This window comes from Sphingobacterium sp. GW821-FHT03E03, assembly GCF_059420745.1.
The window spans coordinates 88,774-107,943 of record NZ_JBWKUH010000006.1 but is presented as its reverse complement, the minus strand read 5'-3'; the positions used below and the strand labels follow the sequence as shown (position 1 = coordinate 107,943).

Sequence of the window (19,170 nt, the reverse complement as noted above, 5' to 3'; positions counted from 1 at the left end):
ACGAAAAAGAAATGTTTTGCAGTATTTTTCTTAGATTTACAGAATTATTACGCAGCACCCTACAGTATACCTATCATAAATGGCTACAAATCAATAGATTAGTGGCCATTTTTCTTTCAATACACTATACGGTATTAATGATTAATCCATTTGCTAATTCACATGAAAATATAGCATAAAGTAACAAATGGTTGTTCTAGCCCTTTTCACTATTCAAATTTATAACAATAATTTATAATATTCCTTGTTTTGAGAAAATTTATTGTTCGAATATAGGTTGGCTATGTTATTTTCTTATAGGAATGAAAAAATATAATAACTATAGTTACAATGGTCAAACATGTATATTCGTTTTGTGTAAAACTTGTCTCTCAAGGACTGTATAAGTATTTTTATATTTTTTTTAATTTTAACATACAAGGGAAATTTTATTTTTCTATATTTGTATATCGTTAAAACATTTTCTACTTATTCAGCTTGAATGCGCGATCTGAGTAAGCTTTTATAGGGGAGTATTTCCATATAAAAATGTACATATGATATGTATACTGTAGGTAGGTGTATAATTTAACAGTGGTAGCTGTAGGGGCTACCACTGTTGTTTAAAATAGCTTTTCTTAAATTAATGCTATGATCTAAGTTTTATTTCTTTATTGAGAACTTCAGCCCGCCCTAGGCTGTTTGTGTTAAAATTCGATTTTCATAGATCGGTGTGTTCCGGTATGTCCTAAGTATATCATCAAAAATTTCCAGCAAATGACTCTCTGAGCAGATGGGTGATCTATTTTTTACTTTATATTTATGGTATTATTATGAATACCTAAAAAAATATCTATGGAAATTAACGAACACATTGATTTTGCAACAGCAAGCTTCAAAGAATTTGAGAATATTGCTGGTTTTGATATGATGGATACTGCAAAGTATTTTAGTTCCTACATCAATTATATGAAAGAAAATCAGCATCTTAACTTTAGATTTATAACACAAGGCTGTGGGCCGACCGCTATAGTAAATTCACCATTTTTAGAGAAACCAACAGAGTGCATAAGTCTTGTGTCAAACGATTACCTTAATTTTTCCCAACATCCGAAAGTGAAAGCTGCAGCAATAGCTGGGATAGAAAAATATGGCACAGGGGCAGGAGCATCACCGTTAATAGGAGGGCATCATGAATACCATGTCGCATTGGAAGAGAAGATTTGTAAATTTTTCAATCGTCCGGACGGTTCGAGTATCGTTTTTACAACTGGATATACCGCAAATAGTTCTACTTTATTGAGCTTGTTGAAACAGGAGGACTGTGCTATTGTTGATATGGAAGTACATGCAAGTGTTTATGAGGGCTTATTGAATACAAATGTCAAGCGATTTCCACATAACAGTATGATTCATCTTGAACGTGCGTTGGCTGACGCGGAGAGTAAGTTCAGAACTAAGTTGGTGATCATCGACGGTGTATATTCCCAAAATGGTGATTTAGCCACGATGGATGAAATTTATACATTAACCAGAAAGTATGGTGCCTATTTAATGGTGGATGATGCGCATGGAATAGGTGTAATGGGGGATAAAGGTAGGGGAACCATTGAAGCCTATAATCTTTTGGATAAAGTAGATATTATTGCTGGTACTTTGAGTAAAGCGTTTGGTCATATAGGAGGTTTTATAGTTTCAACGCCAGAAATCATTAATTACCTTCGTTATCAATCCAGACAGCAGGTATTTTCCTCTACATCGACCCCCGCAAGTTTCGGTTTATTGAAAGCCATTGATTTAATTGACGAAGAGCCTTATTGGCGAACAAGACTCAGTGACAATGTGGCTTATTTTAAAGAAGGGCTGTTGTCTCTTGGTGTAGATATTGGTATGTCGGCATCTCCAATTATTCCAATAAAGATCGGTGATCCAATTAGAACTGCTCAGGTATCGCGCATGTTATTACAAAAAGGTGTTTATGCAAATTGTATTGTCTATCCTGGCGTGGCAAAAAAAGATGCCCGTATCCGCACAAGTCTGATGGCTACTCATACAAAGGAGCATTTGGACAAGGTATTAAATACACTGGAGGACATCAGTAAGGTTGTAAGCCTAAAAAAATCAAGATAAATTAATCTTATAATATTTAATTATTTATTATATTGATCTGAATGCTTAATTTTAGCGGTTCAGATCAATACCATATCAATAACAGATGCGTAAAACTTATAAAGGAGAAAAGAATGATAAAGAACGTACCATGAACAAACTTATTTTGTCTGTTGGTCAGGTTCTTAGAGATAAGGGGTACACGGGCTTAACAATTGCTAATATTTCTAAAATTGCAGGTGTTGATAGGAAGCTCATTTCACTTTATTTCGGCTCCGTTGACAATTTGGTTGAAACATACATCAGAAGTAAAGACTACTGGGTGTCTGCTACGCTGGGTGCTGTTGAATATTTTGGTACTGCTCCAACCGAGGGCTCAAAGGGCTTTCTCGAATCATTATTACTAAACCAAATGGATAGCTTTCTGGAGAATACCGAAATGCAAAAAGCGGTTCTTTGGCAGATCAGTGAAAAATCTGAGATTATGTCTCAGATCACAAGAGAACGGGAAAAGATGAGTGCTTTGTTTTTCGCCTTTGCCGATAAGGAAATGGAGGGTAAAAATGTCGATTTGCGGGCTATTAGTAGTATTCTGACTGCTGGAATCTATTATCTGGTATTACATTCTATAAATACAGAAAGTACTTTTTGTGAGATTGAGCTTAACGCTGATGGTTTAGACAGAATTCGCAATGCGGTTAAAACAATTCTCTCTTGGGCTTATGGAGAGAACGAAAAACATCCGACCGAAGCTTGATAAGGGGGCAGTATTGCGCTATGCCACTCTGTCAATTATGGCAAAGAAATTCAACTGATTATGACAGACATTGTCATACAGATATCAATATTCTATTTAAAGAATCGTTCAATTCGTCATCATCATTTTTTGGCATATCATTCGCCTGTTTAGATTAAACGATTTGAAACATGGCAAAGAGGTTATTGCTCATATTAATGCTGTTTGTAATTGGTGATGCTTATTTCTTTCAGGCATTCACGACCGTTATTCATACTCCATTTTTACACAAAATTTATTGGTATCTAGATGTATTGTTGCTTATCGGAGTGTTTACCCTGATTTTTCTTCGGCAACAGGGCAAAGATATTCAGCGACTGGCAGGAGATCTGGTTACTTCTTTTTTGATCGTATTTATTCCAAAATTGCCAGCCTTTCCGATCCTATTGGCGGAGGACTTGGTACGACTATTACAGGGATTTCCTCCACGAAGTATTTATCTAAGCGAATTTGTGCTTGTACTGGCTTTACTGATTGTTTTAATTATTATTTTTGGCCTCACCAGAGGGCGACATCTATATCGGGTAAGGGAGGAAGTCTTAAGTTTTCCGGATCTGCCAGATGCATTTGATGGATTTAAAATCACACAGATTTCGGATATTCATTCTGGAAGCTTATCGGATGTTAATGGAGTCCGAAAAGGCATCGCACTAGCGAATGCCCAGGATGGTGATCTTCTCCTGTTTACAGGTGACCTCGTCAATAATAGAGCCGTTGAAATGGAATCCTGGATCTCAGATTTCACTTCGCTAAAAGCTCCGTTTGGTAAATATTCTGTACTCGGAAATCATGATTATGGAGATTATACACAATGGGATAGTGTTGAATTGAAAGCATCTAATCTTATTAGGTTGAAAGAAATTCATGGGGAGATGGGATTTCAGCTGTTGATGAATGAATCTATATCAATTCGAAAAGGGGATGCTAGCATTGCGTTGATCGGGGTGGAAAACTGGGGAAAGGGTGGTTTTCATCAATATGGAGACTTAAGTAAAGCAACATCCGGTCTCTCTTCGGACTCTTTTAACATATTGATGTCACATGATCCTTCTCATTGGGATCATGTCACTTTAGATCACGAAAAACATGTGCATCTGACATTGGCCGGGCATACGCATGGGATGCAATTTGGTATAGAGTTGTTCGGATTTAAATGGAGCCCGATACAATATTTCTATGAACAATGGGCTGGATTATATCAAAAACAAGGCAAATACTTGTATGTCAACCGCGGCTTTGGCTATCATGAACTCAAGGGCAGGATAGGTGTATGGCCAGAGATTACGGTTATCACGCTAAAAAAATCTATTTCATAATTTTCGGAAGGTGTTGAGCTGATGCTGTTCGGAAGGTCAGACTTATTTTGCAAATCAAATTTTAGGCATATTCATGGACAAGATTGGATAATATTTTTTGTTCCGAAGATTAATTTTATTATATTTAGTCATCGTAGCTTGTTCTAAAGAGGAGCGATAAGCTAAGTAGTAATAACCAATTGCATCAAATTAAACAAAAGAAAAATATCCTGTTCTTGACCTAATATAGGTAAATATGATCAAGCGGATTGTCATATAGATCCTTCAATGGATGCGTTCGATAGTTAATTAGATTTGTAAACCAATTATTTAATTTGAGGTATGGCACACAAAGTAGTTTCCCTTATTTTGGGAGGGGGTAGAGGGTCTCGACTTTATCCATTGACACAACAGCGTTCTAAGCCGGCTGTTCCCATTGCTGGGAAATATCGATTGGTCGATATTCCCATTTCGAATTGTTTAAATTCTGGATATAACAAGATATTCGTTTTAACACAGTTCAATTCAGCTTCTTTGAATACGCACATCAAAAACGCTTATAATTTCAGCATTTTCAGTAAAGGTTTTGTTGACATTTTGGCTGCTGAACAAACGAACGAGGGCGATCGATGGTTTCAGGGAACAGCTGATGCCGTGAGACGTACACACAAGCACCTATTGAATGTTGACTACGATTATGTATTGGTCTTATCGGGCGACCAGCTCTATCAAATGGACTATTCTGCTTTAGTCGACTTTCATGTGCAGAACGGCGGGCACATCACAATTGCAACCATTCCTGTCAATGTAGCCGATGCGACCGGGTTTGGCATTCTCAAAGCCAATGAGGCAAATGTAATTACGGCGTTCACCGAAAAACCCAATAAAGAGGAGGTGTTGAATTGGTCTTCAGAAGTCTCCAGTGAGATGGCCAAATGTGGACGGAATTATCTGGCATCGATGGGGATTTATGTTTTTTCAAAAGGTGTTTTGCTCAATTTACTGCTTGCCAATCCAGGCATGGACTTTGGGAAGGAAATATTACCAGATGCCATTAACAAGTATAAAGTACTCAGCTATCAGTTTGATGGTTATTGGACAGATATCGGAACGATAAAATCTTTTTTTGATGCCAATATTGGATTGACTGCAGATGTTCCTGATTTCAATTTGTTTGATGAAACAGTATTTACACGAGCGCGTATGCTACCACCGTCAAAGATTTCAGGAACTACACTTAATAATACAGTTATCGCAGATGGTTGTATCCTCAATGCCGATAAGCTCGAACGGTCAGTGATCGGTATACGTTCCCGTATTGGTGAGGGCACGGTAATTAAATCGACTTATATGATGGGATCAGATCATTACGAACAACTTGAGGAAGTCATTGAATTGGGGAATACCCAAAAACCGCCACCGGTTGGTGTTGGAGAACGTTGTTATATCGAAAATGCCATTTTGGATAAAAATTGTAGGATAGGCAATGATGTCAGAATAAAAGGAGGACCACATCTGGAGGATGGCGATTTTCAGACGCATACAATCTGCGATGGCATCGTTGTTGTAAAGAAAAATGCTGTAATCTCGAATGGTGTAAGTATAGGCTGTTAGCTATTTTTCAGACACAAATGAGTAAAGGACTAGGAGCTTTATGCACCTGGTCTTTTATTGAATTGTTTGCCTGATCCGAATTTGCGTTAACATTTACACAATTCTAGCGCAAGTTGTCATCAACACGACCACACATAGTATCAATAAAACGATGACAGTTGTAGTATAAGGGGTTCTTCTCATGATCTTTTTTTATTTATTACTTATAAATTTAATTTGGCAAAAGTCATGCCCATTATCATAACCTTCATCTTGATCGTTAAAACTGTAGTTTGAAATCTACAATCGATTGGTTTTGTGCAAAATGTTTAAATTCTATCAAGCGTAGCCAGGAACTTTCGAAAAATACGCAATCTACTCTCTTTTTATTTCTTATTAATCAAGGTAATTGATAGGTGTACTTGAACATCTGATCTTATGCGGTTGGTGTAACCCCAATTTCCTTCAGCGAAAACAGTTTCGTGAAATGAATAATACGTACTAAAAGAAGGAGATTTTAGCCGGATTGCGCAACCAACGCTATTTTTTATCGCTGAAATGTGAGATTTGAAATCGATTAATATTAGGAAAAATTATCCGTTTTTTATTTTATTATTTCTTATTTTCGGCACGATATTAATCATCGGAATAGTTGACGGAAATTGGATGTTTTTCTTGCTTTTCGTTGGTTAACATAGATATTTCACTTTATAAAACTATAATGTTTAAGCTAAAAAATAACATAAAGATAACCCATTTCGTGTTATTGATAAGTATTCTTAATTTTATATTTTTCCATATCCCTTTTTTCTCATTTGTTTTTAAAAATATTGATTTTAAAAGTCTGAATGGCATTGTTCTGATCCTAAGCTTAGTGATTTTAATGCTGGTTTTAAACGCTTTTGTACTCTATTTAATATTTTTTCTGTCACGCCTTGTTGGCAAAGTTTTGCTGATTTTCTTTTTCATTGGCAATTCCATCGCGGTTTATTTTATCAATACCTATAGTGTTATCATAGACGAAACGATGGTGGGGAATATCCTCAATACCAATTACGCAGAGTCGAGTAGTTTTTTCTCTATTAAACTGATTTTATATGTCGTTCTATTGGTTATCCTACCGAGTATCTACATTGCAAAAGTGAAAATAGAAAATGTGAAATTAAAGCGTTTTCTTGTTACTTCTGCGCTCAGCCTATTGTTTATTATTGTTCTGATTTTTGCGAATGCGAGTAATTGGTTATGGATCGATAAAAATTCAAAAACGTTAGGCGGGTTAGCGATGCCTTGGTCTTATACGGTAAATTTCACACGTTTTTATATTCATCAGCAGCAGGAAAATAAAAAGGAAATCTTACTTCCTGATGCCAAAATAATGGATAACAAAAAGTCCGTTGTTATTTTGGTAATAGGTGAATCTGCTAGAAGTCAGAATTTTTCGTTGTATGGTTACAAGAAAAATACAAATCCCTTACTATCCAAGATCCCGAATCTACATCATTTTGAAGCTACTTCCTGTTCCACTTATACAACCGCAGGTGTAAAATGTATTTTGGAACATAAAAATAGCGGGGATTTATATGAGATATTACCAAACTATCTGTTCAGGAATGATGTAGATGTTGTCTGGAGAACTTCCAACTGGGGCGAACCTCCGGTTCACATCAAGGATTACAAAAAAGCAGAACAATTAACATCGAATTGTCAAGGCGAGGGCTGTAGCTATGATGAGGTTCTTTTAGCAGGATTAAAAGAGCAGATATTAGCCAGTAAAAAGGATAAAATATTTATTGTACTACACACAAGTACAAGCCATGGGCCTACTTATAGTAAAAAATATCCTGCTCAATTCGAAATGTTTAAACCTGTTTGTAATAGTGTAGAGTTGGGAAAATGTTCTAAGGAGGAACTTGTCAACGCTTATGACAATACTATTGTATATACCGACTATATCCTAAATCGCTTGATAGAAGATTTAAAAGAATTGAAGCAGTACCAAAGTGCGATGCTTTTTGTTTCTGATCATGGTGAATCTTTAGGTGAAAACAATTTATATATGCATGGACTGCCAATGAGTATCGCTCCTAAGGAGCAATATGATATTCCTTTTATCGTTTGGGTTTCTGATCCAGCGAAAGAGCTAAAACCCAATAAAATATTGACCCAGAACCATATATTTCACAGTGTTCTGAACTTTTTAAATATACAGAGTCCTATTTATGATGAAAATATGGACATCTTTAAATAGTATCCAGACCAATGGTGGGAATCGTTTACAAAAGGCGGAGTATGCGATTGATTATTGGGGAGTAGGCCTGTAATATAGAATTGTGGCACCACCAGCAAAGGTTTTAGTCTTTAGGTATGTCAGCTGTATTTTTCTGTTTATGTTGTTGAATAAAGGCAAACCATTTCCAGCGATAATGGGGTGAATACAAATTTGATATTCCTCTATAAGGTCGCTTTTTGTCAATGCAACAATTAGACTAGGACTACCTATCAAAATATCTTTGCCCGGTAGTTGTTTAAGCGCCAGAATCTCGTCAACGATAGTTCGCTTTGCCAGTCTTGCACTATCCCAATCCAGGTTTTTTAGGGTTCGTGAAAAGACGACTTTCGGTATCGTGTTCATGACATGCGCAAATTCGTCTGAGGATTTATTACCACTAGAGGTTGTTAGGAAGGCCCGCCAATATTCCATGAGCTGATAGGTTATCCTGCCATATAATATTGTATCAGACTCTCGTAATAAGTCGGTATAATGTTGATGAATTTCATCATCAGGAAGCATTAAAGTATGATCGCAAAAGCCGTCTAGGCTCATATTAATCGCCGCTATTACTTTTCTCATATCGTGCTTTATATTTCTATTCACTGAATTTACGAAAAAGCAGGGGACTGTTAACTTTTGATAGAAAATAATTTGGGCATTAACCAATTACTGATGATTGAGACAGATAGCCATATTATGGGAAATTGGGGAGCTTATTCGTCTACAATAGTTAAGTTGCTGACTACTTCGAAAGTTGAGACGTGGTAATCGTCTCCAAAAAATAGACCATTGATATAATGTTGAATTGGGTAAAAAAGGTCTATCGGAATACCTTTATAGAAAGTTTTGAAATCGTTTGGAATAGAATAAGCATGATTATACCTTCCCTTGCCGAGACTGATACCACCTATTTTTTTTAGGTAGCCAGTTATTTTGTGTTTAGAGGAATTGGAAAACTTTTCACTTGTTTCTAGGAAATAATCCTGAATATAAAAATTTCTTATATTTTTCAATTTGATTGCGGAGGTTTTATCCAGTTTTATCCTTCGCGAATAGGATATATCAGTTAAAATGCACGTTGCTTTCTGCACTGTCGAGACATCAATAAAATAATCTCCATCGACCAATAGATGCTTACTATCTTTATAGATGCCCAGGATCATCTCGTTGATTTCTCTATCAGAATAATCCATTATATTTGAAGATCTCCCAAACTTTTCGAATTGCAGTCCGCTATCTTTGACATTTTTCCTGATTTTATTTAGCTCATATTGCTGAAAAGTCCTTATTTTTTCCATATCCGTTGCGCATTATATTTAGCACTTTAAAGATAATTTTAAAACTTTGCTTTCAATCTCTTTACAGGCATCTAATTGCAATTTGAATCAAATCTAATTTAACAGTACGCTAACGCTTAAGTAACAAATCACCCAATATTGGGGTGATTCTGCTATTAAAAATCAAATTCTCTGGAGGTCATACGACCCTGACCGTTCAGGTCTATTCGGTGGGGGGATAGTTCCAAAACCCCATAAGCATTTTCATTGTTGGTTTCGATCATTCCCTCAAGTGTAATCATGGGAATCCCTTTATAGTTAGCAAAGTTACCAGGATGATGATGTCCCGAGATAACTGCTTTCACACCAGGGTATTTTTCTATTATGGCCAATATATCCCTGTTATTGAGTGTTTCAAGCCCGTTTTCTGGAAATAAGGGATGATGGGTGAAGATGATCATACTCTTAGCATCTTTTTCTGCTTTTTTTAGCTGTTTTTCCATCCATGCAAGTTGTTGTGTGCTGATGCCACCATTCCATAGCTGTGTATTTTTCCGTTCCTTGAGTTTCAGCTGGTTATTTAATGCTTGCCAAGCAGCGCGCTCAGCTGAAGCTTCTGATGTTGCGTATTCGCTGAGTTCATTGGTGTTAAGGAGAATAAATAACCAATTACCTTTTTCTATGATATAGTAAGGGGCGGGCATGCGATAGGCCTTGTAGAGTGTGGCACCGTCTTTCACATCGACATAATCATGGTTGCCCAGTAAATTGTAAACTGGTGTATTGAGTTTGTACAGATGCTGCAAGGCCGGAGCCAAATCTTTTGTCCCCACATCGACTAAATCTCCTACCATAACCGTAAAATCCACGCCAGCTGCATTTATTGCTGTCGTTGCTGAATTTAATTTCGAAAGTGAATTGCGGTAAAATCGACTCCCTTTGGTGTTCTGATCAGCATATTGTGGGTCTGCAATTAAACCTATTTTCAATGGAGCATTCTTTTGTTGGCCAAGGCTCACACCATGTAAGAGGACAAGTAAAAGGGAGAATACTAAAATTTTAATTTTCATTCTGGATTATTTTAGATTTTGCATGCCATAGGGCATCTATTGGTTATATTCCTAATTAGTTGTTAAGCTTTTCGAAATAGATGCCATTAGGCTTATGTCTCGAAAACGAACTGATTAGACCACTGATTTTAATTTTGGTTCTTTTGCTTAATCGGTGGTTCTTACAAGCATACGTGATTTTTTTACGTTTAAAAGTAGAAATTAATAGCAATCGATTGCATAAAATTCAGAAAACCATGGTGCTACACTGGATATCCATTATTTAGATGATGGTATTTGCTCGTCATAATTTCGCATGATATAATAGAAATACGCAATCATTTTCATATAGTTTTCGATACTGATATATTCATTGGTACTGTGCATGCTTTGCTGTTCGGAATGATTGATTTTGATTGGCATAAATCGGTAAATATTCTTGCTGAGCTCTTGGTATTTGATGGCATCTGTACCACCAACGGTCAGGTATGGTGTGACAATAAGGTCAGGGTATAACTTTCGAATGGAGGCTTCCATCATCTGATACGCTTTCGTATCAATAGAAGATACACTGGAGGCCTCCCGGGCATTATCAACCTGTTCTATTTCGACATCAAAACCGGCTGTCGCTTTCTTTACGTGTGCTTGAACTTCCTGAATTGTATTTTCAGGCAATAGTCTAAAATTGACAACAAATTCGACTTCTGGTGACAGTACATTGGGGGCATCGCTGCCTTTCATCATCGTCAGCGCTGTGGTGGTGCGTACCAAGGCGTTGGTAGAATGATTTTTAGTTAACTGGGCAAGTAGGATAGGTTCCATCAACCATCTATTTGCTATCGCAAGGCGCGAAACAAAAGGCATTGAACCACCTATCTGCTGAAAAAAACGCTGAATAAGTGGACTGATCATCGGTTTCATCTGCTGTTCTTCGAGTCGTTGCATGATCACCGCGGCTTTGCCAATGGCAGTTTCAGACGGCGGCATAGATGAATGTCCACCTAGACCTTTAACTTTGATCTTTAAAGACAGGAACCCCTTTTCAGCACAGCCAATTAGTGCTACATCTGAATTTATTCCATTAACAGATCCTTTCTCCAGAATGAGTCCTCCTTCATCGTAAACAGCTTCAAATCGTAGCCCCTTGCGTTTGAAATCCGTTGCTATTTTGCTTGCCCCAAGTTCGCCACCAACTTCCTCATCAAAGCCAAACGCAAGATAGATATCACGCTGAGGCCTTTCCTTATCCAACAGTATTTTCTGCATGGCTTCAAGTAATGAAAAGAGCATCCCTTTCATATCCAATGTTCCGCGCCCATAAATCCGACCATCTGCTACAGCACCAGAAAAAGGGGCATAATCCCAATCTTCTGCTATTGTGGTAACTGGGGGGAGTGGTTTGTCTGAAGGACGGAAAACATGTTCGGACTTGTTTTTAATTTCAGCTGAACCTGGAGGAACAACATCATAATGGGACAAAAATAGGAGTGGTAATAAATTGCTATTGCTACCCTTAAGTTTAAAAACTAAACCATAGGAATGGACTGTATAGATCTCCAATTGCTGGTGGATAAGGGGATAACTTGCTGCGATATACTGCTTAAAAGTATCAAATGGGGCGTATGCGAATAAATTTGGGTCACCATTGGAAACAGACGGTATCTTAATTCCCCCAGCTAATCGGGATAAGATGCTATCATTGCTTATAGGCTGGAATGCTTGTGCATCGTATTTTTTTGTCTTGGCAAAAGGGAAGAGCAATGTGTTGATCAATAAACCAACAAAAATCACAATCAGTAATAGCAATAGAACCAAAAGTAGCTTCTTCATAATAGCGTTGTTTGCGGTGGAACGTTTATATCAATACCATCTCAAATAGAGACCTATGGATAAAAACATCATACTGCCCACTTTGTTTTAGGTTGAGATCTGGAGCCCGAATCAACCAGCGCAAATGTTATTTGAAAATTATCAAATCAAGTCAAATTCCATTTCCGATGTTTCCCTGCCATTGACAATAATGGAAATCTTATGTTTACCAATATAGAATTTTCTGGTGGTTATTACCTTAAATGATTGTCTGCGCTCAATCCGATTTTTTTCAGCTGATAAATAGATCTTCTCGCTAATCTTAAATACTTTACGGGACATTAAACCATTTGATTTTTGATAATATAATCCATACTCCAAGCGGAGTGGTTTTGATTGCGCATGTGTATTTTCGATCTGAAATGAAAAAAAGACATATTCACCAATTTTTACATATGGTGTTTCAATGCGTAGATCGGAAACCTCAAAATCTGTTCCGTCCAAACCATAGTAGTGTAAAATCTCGGGATGCCCTTGTTTAAGTAATGTGCGGCAGCCGTGTTTAATGATTCCGTCTGTATCTTTACTGATCCCTTTCCAATTTTTCGCAATGGCCAGCAAAATATCGGGGTTATCTTTAGAGATATCGTTTAAATTGTTAGCGACACTTCTTCTTACAGTTTCTGATACATCATTTTTTAGTAAATCCAAAATAGGCAAAATAGGGCTTGGATCTTTCTTCAGAAAGGGGATAGCCATAGCCCATGGTAGTCGTGGACGAATACCTTCGCTTGCCAAACGGCGAACTTGTGCATTCGGGCTTCGTGCCCATTGTTCCATTACACTGATCATCCGTTCTTTATACTTGATAATAAAAGGGCGAACAGCAAATTCACAAGTGATGAACTGTGTAATTATTTCAAGGGATTGCACGGCGGTTTCAAAATGCTCAACACCATAAGTTTCGATGTAGTCAGGGAATATAATATATTCAAGTCCACCAGAATACCCTGCCGCAATTAGATTCTCAACAACTTGAGTGATTAAGGCGATTGCCTCGGGAAAATTGGATGGCATAAATTCATGCAAGGTTTGTGTTGTATGTTTGGTCCTTTGCTTCCATTCCATATTGTTGAAATCAGCGCTAAAGATTCTCGTAATAAATTGCTCTTTATTGAAATCGGGATTTACCTGACTAAACTGATCTGCAATTAGTTGATAGAAATTAAGCGAATAGATATCTTTGATAAGACTCATAAATATTTTATATAATTCAAATATATATTTAAAACAAGATGTGGCCACAACTTGACCGAAGTTTCATCGTGCCAAGTTGTTAATTAGAGACAAAATTAGATGATAGAACTGACAACTGCTTGTCAATAGCTAAATATGTTGAATCACAAATAAACATCCTGTTGCTGATAAGTTTTCCAGGTATTCGGTATAGCATATTATTTCGTACTTTGAATTCGAACTTTAGCTCTAGTAGCTGTAACCGTCGTTGTATCTCATTGGGTCGCAATAGCAAAGACCATGATCCTTTGCAATAGTAACTGGTTGTGAATTACTAACGGTATTTACATTAACGAGAGGCAGCACAAGAATAATAGAAGCAGCACTAAATCATCGTATTAATCTTTTACCTGTTGCATAAGCTTATGAAGAAGTAAAGTAAGTGTTTTTAATTCATCCTTTGCCAAAGAGCGTGAGGCTTTTTTTGCAATACTTTCCCTAAAGTTTTCCGAATTATCAATGATATATCGACCTTCATCAGTCAGCGTCAGATCAAAAAATCTACGATCTATTGTAGATTGTTGTTGCTTGATAAGCGTATTTTCGGTCAAAAATTTAAGCTGCTTAGAAATAGCAGCCTGACTGATCTGAAAGGCTTCAGCGATCTGCTTACCAGTAACCTGATGACCTCTATAAATATATTCCATTATATTGTAATGTGTGGCGGTTACCCCATGTATATTTCCTCGGTTCATATTGGCTAATATAAAACACTGTAGATCTGTAAAGACCTGATAAAAATCAGTTTCGCTCTTATTCATAAAACAATAGTTTAGTTAACTTTGTTAAGTATTATGTTTAACTAAGTTAATCAATATCAAAGATAATTAAAATGGATTATATCGTCATCGTAAATGCAAAGCAAAACAATCTGAAGAGTGTTTCGCTCAACATCCCCAAAAGAGAGATCACTGTTTTCACGGGTGTATCCGGTTCAGGAAAATCGTCTTTGGTATTTGAAACGATCGGAGCAGAAGCACAGCGACAGTTTAACGAGACTCAGACGAGTTTTATCAGAAATCGTTTGCAGCACATCGGGGTTCCAGAAGTAGATAAGATTGAACACTTAAATGTACCTATTATTATCAATCAAAAAAGGCTGGGTGGGAATGCCCGTTCCACAGTAGGTACAGCTACAGATATCTATAGTTCATTGCGATTGCTTTTTTCTAGAATGGGTACTCCGTTTGTGGGATATTCCAATGTATTTTCATTTAACAATCCACTGGGTATGTGTCGTGAATGTGAGGGACTTGGTTTTGTACAGACCCTTGACATTACACGACTTTTGAATATGGAAAAATCTTTGAATGAAGGTGCAATCGCATTTCCGACATTTCAGCCTGGGGGATGGCGCTTAACTCGATATACTTTATCTGGATATTTTGATAATGACAAGAAATTAAAAAATTATAGCAAATCAGAATGGGAGATGCTTTTGAATGCGACGGAACATAAACCCAGATTCCCTGACAAACAATGGGGAAAGACTGTGAAATACGAGGGCTTAATTCCTCGTATCGAAAAGGCATTCTTAAAAAAAGATTCGAAGGAGAATATAACTCGTAAAGAGGCTCTCAAAAATGTTATAATCACAAAAAAATGCCCTGTATGTAACGGCACAAGGCTAAATAGAAAGGTGCTATCGTGTAAAATATCGGGGAAAAGTATAGCGGATTGTGCATCACTCTCGGTGGACGAACTACTTGATTTCATAGCTACCATAAGCTCTAAAACTTATCATGTATTATTAAATGAACTGAGCAAGAAATTACATGATATAGTCAATATCGGCCTTCAATACCTCACGTTGGATAGACGTACAGATACCTTATCTGGTGGAGAATCTCAACGCATCAAGATGGTGCGTAATCTCGGTAATAGTTTAACTGATTTGCTCTATATTTTTGATGAACCGAGTATTGGTCTCCATCCTAAAGATTTGCAAAATATCGGAACAATTATTCAACAGATCAAAGCGAAGGGCAATACTGTAATTATTGTAGAACACGATCCAGATTTAATTAGAATTGCAGATTGGGTTGTCGATATGGGGCCGGGATCCGGAAAATCAGGTGGTGAAATCGTCTACGAAGGCAAATTTGAAGGACTGCAATATTCAAAAGGAAAAACAGGATCTTACTTTGGCCGATGTTTCGATTTCAATCAGACACCAAGAAAGGCCCAAGGCTATCTGGAAATAAAGAATGCGAGCTTGCATAATTTGAAAAATATCCATGTAAGAATACCCAAACACGTGCTTTCTGTTGTCACAGGTGTCGCCGGTTCAGGTAAGAGTACGCTGATCAACAAAATATTGCCAATGTTTTATCCAGAGATTAAAGTAGTTGATCAGGCACTATTTGCGGCCAGTGTACGTTCAAATCTGCTCACGTATCTTAATTTATCAGATTTGATCAGGAAGCTTTTTTCAAAAGCAAATAAGGTCTCTGATAAATTATTCAGCAGAAATAGTTTAGGGGCATGTGAAAATTGCAACGGATTGGGCGTTGAGAAAATTGATCTGGCTTTTATGGATGATATTGAACAACCTTGCGAGCTATGTGGTGGTTCAGGATTCACAGCACAGGTACTAGATTATCATTATAAGGGTAAAAATATAGTCGATGTTATGAATATGACTGTCACGGAGGCAGCTGCATTCTTTCCCGATGAGTCCTTTCATGATGCTTTTAACATGTTATCCAACCTTGGCCTAGGTTATCTCAGCTTAGGACAGCGACTAGATAGCTTTTCAGGTGGTGAACGACAGCGCCTGAAGCTTACAAGAGAACTCAACCAAAGGAATGGTATAATAGTCCTCGATGAGCCAAGTACGGGATTACATCCATCTGATACACAAAAACTATTGAACTTTATAGATGAACTTGTGAAAAATAGGAATACTGTTATTGTGATCGAACATAATCTTGACATCATAGCTCAGGCGGACTGGGTGATAGATATTGGTCCAGGAGCTGGCAAATATGGTGGTGAGCTGCTCTTTGAAGGAACAGTGGCTAACCTGTTGGAAGATAAAATATCAATAACTGCTATATATTTAAGGCAGCATTTAAAAATGACTTAGGATACAATAAACGGGGTCTACTCTTAGATCAGATTAAAAGTTTAATCGTATATCTAGGAATTGTAGGATAGAAAACAAGCCATAATATTACAAATCAATTCCGTAATTCTGTAATGATTTACTCCAGGTTTGTGGCCAAATTTGTAATGTAAGATTAATACATACAGATATGGCTACAAATAATTATAACGAAACAATTTATATTCCTTTGGAGGATGTAGAAAGTGAACATTGCGCATTAATTGTTGAAAAAGAGTTGGCCTTGGTAAAGGGGATAGAGAGCCACAAAGTTGAACTGAACAATCGTAGGGCGGCTATTACTGTCAAAAATAATGAGGTTGTAGCTAATGCTGTGAAAGCTGTTAAGGATCTTGGCTATGGCGTGTCGACAGTAGTCAAAACATTTCCCGTGTTAGGAATGACTTGTGCTTCCTGTGCAGGGAGTGCAGAAAGTATGGTAAAATATGAATCTGGTGTAGTGAATGCTTCTGTAAATTTTGCTACAGGAAACTTGACTGTTGAATATCTTCCGAATCTCACTGATGCCGCTAAAATTCAAAAAGCTGTACAAGCAGGCGGTTATGATCTATTAGTGGAAGACGAATCTACGCAACAAGAAACGTTGGAATCTATCCATGCTGAAAAATTCCGGACACTCAAAAGCAAAACGATATGGGCAATTATCCTATCACTTCCCGTGGTGGTGATCGGTATGTTTTTCATGGATATTCCATATGCAAATCCAATCATGTGGTTCTTTGCAACACCTGTTGTACTCTGGTTGGGTAAAGACTTTTTCATTAATGCATGGAAACAAGCAAAGCATCGTTCAGCAAATATGGATACCCTGGTTGCATTAAGCACTGGGATCGCCTATATTTTTAGTGTTTTCAATATGTTATTTGCCAATTTCTGGCATCAGCGGGGGCTGCATGCGCATGTGTACTTCGAAGCTGCAGCGGTGGTTATTGCCTTTATCTTGCTTGGGAAATTATTGGAAGAAAAAGCGAAAGGTAATACTTCTTCGGCTATAAAAAAATTAATGGGATTACAGCCCAAAACAGTCATGGTCATACAATCTGACGGATCCGAAATACAAGTTGCAATAGAAGCCGTAAAAGCAGGTGATATTATCTTGGTAAAACCTGGTGAAAAGATTGCTGTGGATGGTATGGTCACTGTGGGCGATTCCTATGTTGATGAAAGCATGTTGAGTGGTGAACCGGTTCCGGTGTTCAAAAAAGAAAACGAAAAGGTTTTTGCTGGTACGATTAACCAGAAAGGTAGCTTTCAATTCAAAGCGGTCAAAGTAGGTAAGGAGACGATGTTGGCGCAGATCATTAAAATGGTTCAAGACGCCCAGGGTAGCAAGGCTCCAGTGCAAAAGATGGTCGATAAGATTGCTGGAATATTTGTTCCAGTGGTGATTGGTATTGCCTTATTTACCTTCGTATTGTGGTTTATTCTGGGCGGTGAAAATGGTGTGGTACAAGGGCTGCTGGCTGCTGTAACGGTATTAGTTATAGCCTGTCCCTGTGCGCTTGGCTTAGCTACGCCCACAGCAATTATGGTAGGTGTTGGCAAAGGGGCAGAGCAAGGTATTCTGATCAAAGACGCAGAGAGCTTAGAGCTTGCCAAACGTGTCAATGCAATTGTCTTGGATAAGACTGGAACAATTACCGAGGGCAGACCGCAGGTAACAGGTATCCAATGGTTGAACAGCGATGATACGACAAATGCAATATTATTAAGTATAGAAAAGCAATCTGAACACCCCCTTGCGGAAGCGGTAGTTAACCATCTTGAAGGTGTAATAGGAACGTCAATATCGGCATTTGACAGTATTACCGGGAAAGGAGCGAAAGCCAATCATGATCTGGAGACTTACTATGTTGGTAACAGGAAACTATTGGTTGAAAATGGCATCGCTATCTCAGAGCAATTGCAGGATCAGGCAGAACAATGGAGTGAGGAGTCGAAAACTGTTATCTGGTTTGCCAACAGTACCCATGCGTTAGCAGTGATCGCTATTGCTGATAAGATTAAGGAAACCTCGGTATTGGCCATTCAAGAGATGCAGGCAATGGGTATTGAGCTTTATATGCTTACAGGCGATAATGAATCGACTGCCAAAGCTATTGCAGAACAGACAGGCATTAAGCATTATAAAGCAGAAGTGATGCCGCAAGATAAAGCTGATTTCGTAAGAGCGCTCCAACAACGCGGAAAGGTAGTGGCGATGGTCGGTGACGGTATTAACGACAGTACAGCATTGGCAACTGCGGATGTCAGTATAGCGATGGGTAAAGGAAGTGATATTGCTATGGATGTGGCAAAAATGACAATTATTTCCTCGGATTTGACTAAAATACCACAGGCAATCCGCTTGTCGAAACAGACGGTGGCCACCATCAAGCAAAATCTGTTTTGGGCTTTTATTTATAATGTAATCGGTATTCCAGTTGCTGCAGGTATACTCTTCCCAATCAATGGTTTTCTTTTGAATCCCATGCTCGCTGGAGCAGCAATGGCCTTAAGCAGTGTTAGTGTCGTGAGCAACAGCTTGCGTTTAAAATGGAAAAAATAGATAGTAATAGTAAATAATAA

At 37.7% G+C, this 19,170-nt stretch carries 13 protein-coding genes; 7 read left to right on the top strand and 6 right to left on the bottom strand.

The window, feature by feature from the left end; translation table 11 throughout:
- Positions 1 to 834: 834 nt before the first annotated feature.
- The 5 genes from AC07UV_RS09685 (at position 835) to eptA (ending at position 8,020) form a co-directional block, all read left to right on the top strand.
- The gene (locus AC07UV_RS09685; RefSeq protein ID WP_282254249.1) at positions 835 to 2,109 is read left to right on the top strand and encodes an aminotransferase class I/II-fold pyridoxal phosphate-dependent enzyme; all 1,275 of its coding nucleotides are present in this window, start codon (positions 835 to 837) and stop codon (positions 2,107 to 2,109) included.
- A gap of 85 nt (positions 2,110 to 2,194) precedes the next feature.
- On the top strand, positions 2,195 to 2,845 hold the full coding sequence (locus AC07UV_RS09680) for a TetR/AcrR family transcriptional regulator (protein ID WP_282254251.1): 651 nt from the start codon (positions 2,195 to 2,197) through the stop codon (positions 2,843 to 2,845).
- Positions 2,846 to 3,015: 170 nt separating this feature from the next.
- Positions 3,016 to 4,200, top strand: coding sequence for a metallophosphoesterase (locus AC07UV_RS09675; RefSeq protein ID WP_495183550.1), 1,185 nt, complete (start codon positions 3,016 to 3,018; stop codon positions 4,198 to 4,200).
- 321 nt (positions 4,201 to 4,521) lie between these two features.
- Positions 4,522 to 5,793 (top strand): glucose-1-phosphate adenylyltransferase, encoded by a 1,272-nt coding sequence (locus AC07UV_RS09670; protein WP_495183549.1) that lies wholly within the window; start codon positions 4,522 to 4,524, stop codon positions 5,791 to 5,793.
- A 700-nt stretch (positions 5,794 to 6,493) separates the two neighbouring features.
- Entirely contained in the window at positions 6,494 to 8,020 is a 1,527-nt protein-coding gene (eptA, locus tag AC07UV_RS09665; protein ID WP_495183548.1) for a phosphoethanolamine--lipid A transferase EptA, read from the top strand.
- Positions 8,021 to 8,071: 51 nt separating this feature from the next.
- Here the strand turns inward: eptA and AC07UV_RS09660 are convergent, their stop codons facing one another.
- The 6 genes from AC07UV_RS09660 to AC07UV_RS09635 all read right to left on the bottom strand — a co-directional run bounded on the left by AC07UV_RS09660 (position 8,072) and on the right by AC07UV_RS09635 (position 14,236).
- On the bottom strand, positions 8,072 to 8,623 hold the full coding sequence (locus AC07UV_RS09660) for a dihydrofolate reductase family protein (RefSeq protein ID WP_495183547.1): 552 nt from the start codon (positions 8,621 to 8,623) through the stop codon (positions 8,072 to 8,074).
- A 134-nt stretch (positions 8,624 to 8,757) separates the two neighbouring features.
- Complete coding sequence (locus tag AC07UV_RS09655; protein ID WP_495183546.1) at positions 8,758 to 9,342, bottom strand: hypothetical protein; 585 nt, start codon at positions 9,340 to 9,342, stop codon at positions 8,758 to 8,760.
- A gap of 155 nt (positions 9,343 to 9,497) precedes the next feature.
- Positions 9,498 to 10,391 (bottom strand): metallophosphoesterase, encoded by an 894-nt coding sequence (locus AC07UV_RS09650; RefSeq protein WP_495183545.1) that lies wholly within the window; start codon positions 10,389 to 10,391, stop codon positions 9,498 to 9,500.
- 258 nt (positions 10,392 to 10,649) lie between these two features.
- Positions 10,650 to 12,200 (bottom strand): M20/M25/M40 family metallo-hydrolase, encoded by a 1,551-nt coding sequence (locus AC07UV_RS09645; protein WP_495183544.1) that lies wholly within the window; start codon positions 12,198 to 12,200, stop codon positions 10,650 to 10,652.
- A gap of 141 nt (positions 12,201 to 12,341) precedes the next feature.
- A complete protein-coding gene (locus AC07UV_RS09640) occupies positions 12,342 to 13,436 on the bottom strand; it encodes a DNA alkylation repair protein (protein WP_495183543.1) in 1,095 nt (364 codons plus the stop codon).
- Positions 13,437 to 13,813: 377 nt separating this feature from the next.
- Positions 13,814 to 14,236, bottom strand: a complete 423-nt coding sequence (locus tag AC07UV_RS09635; RefSeq protein ID WP_495183542.1) for a MarR family winged helix-turn-helix transcriptional regulator — start codon at positions 14,234 to 14,236, stop codon at positions 13,814 to 13,816.
- Between the two features lie 71 nt (positions 14,237 to 14,307).
- On the opposite strand from AC07UV_RS09635, the gene AC07UV_RS09630 reads away from it, so the two are divergent.
- On the top strand, positions 14,308 to 16,563 hold the full coding sequence (locus AC07UV_RS09630) for an ATP-binding cassette domain-containing protein (RefSeq protein ID WP_495183541.1): 2,256 nt from the start codon (positions 14,308 to 14,310) through the stop codon (positions 16,561 to 16,563).
- A gap of 169 nt (positions 16,564 to 16,732) precedes the next feature.
- Entirely contained in the window at positions 16,733 to 19,150 is a 2,418-nt protein-coding gene (locus AC07UV_RS09625) for a heavy metal translocating P-type ATPase (protein ID WP_495183540.1), read from the top strand.
- Positions 19,151 to 19,170 lie beyond the last annotated feature (20 nt).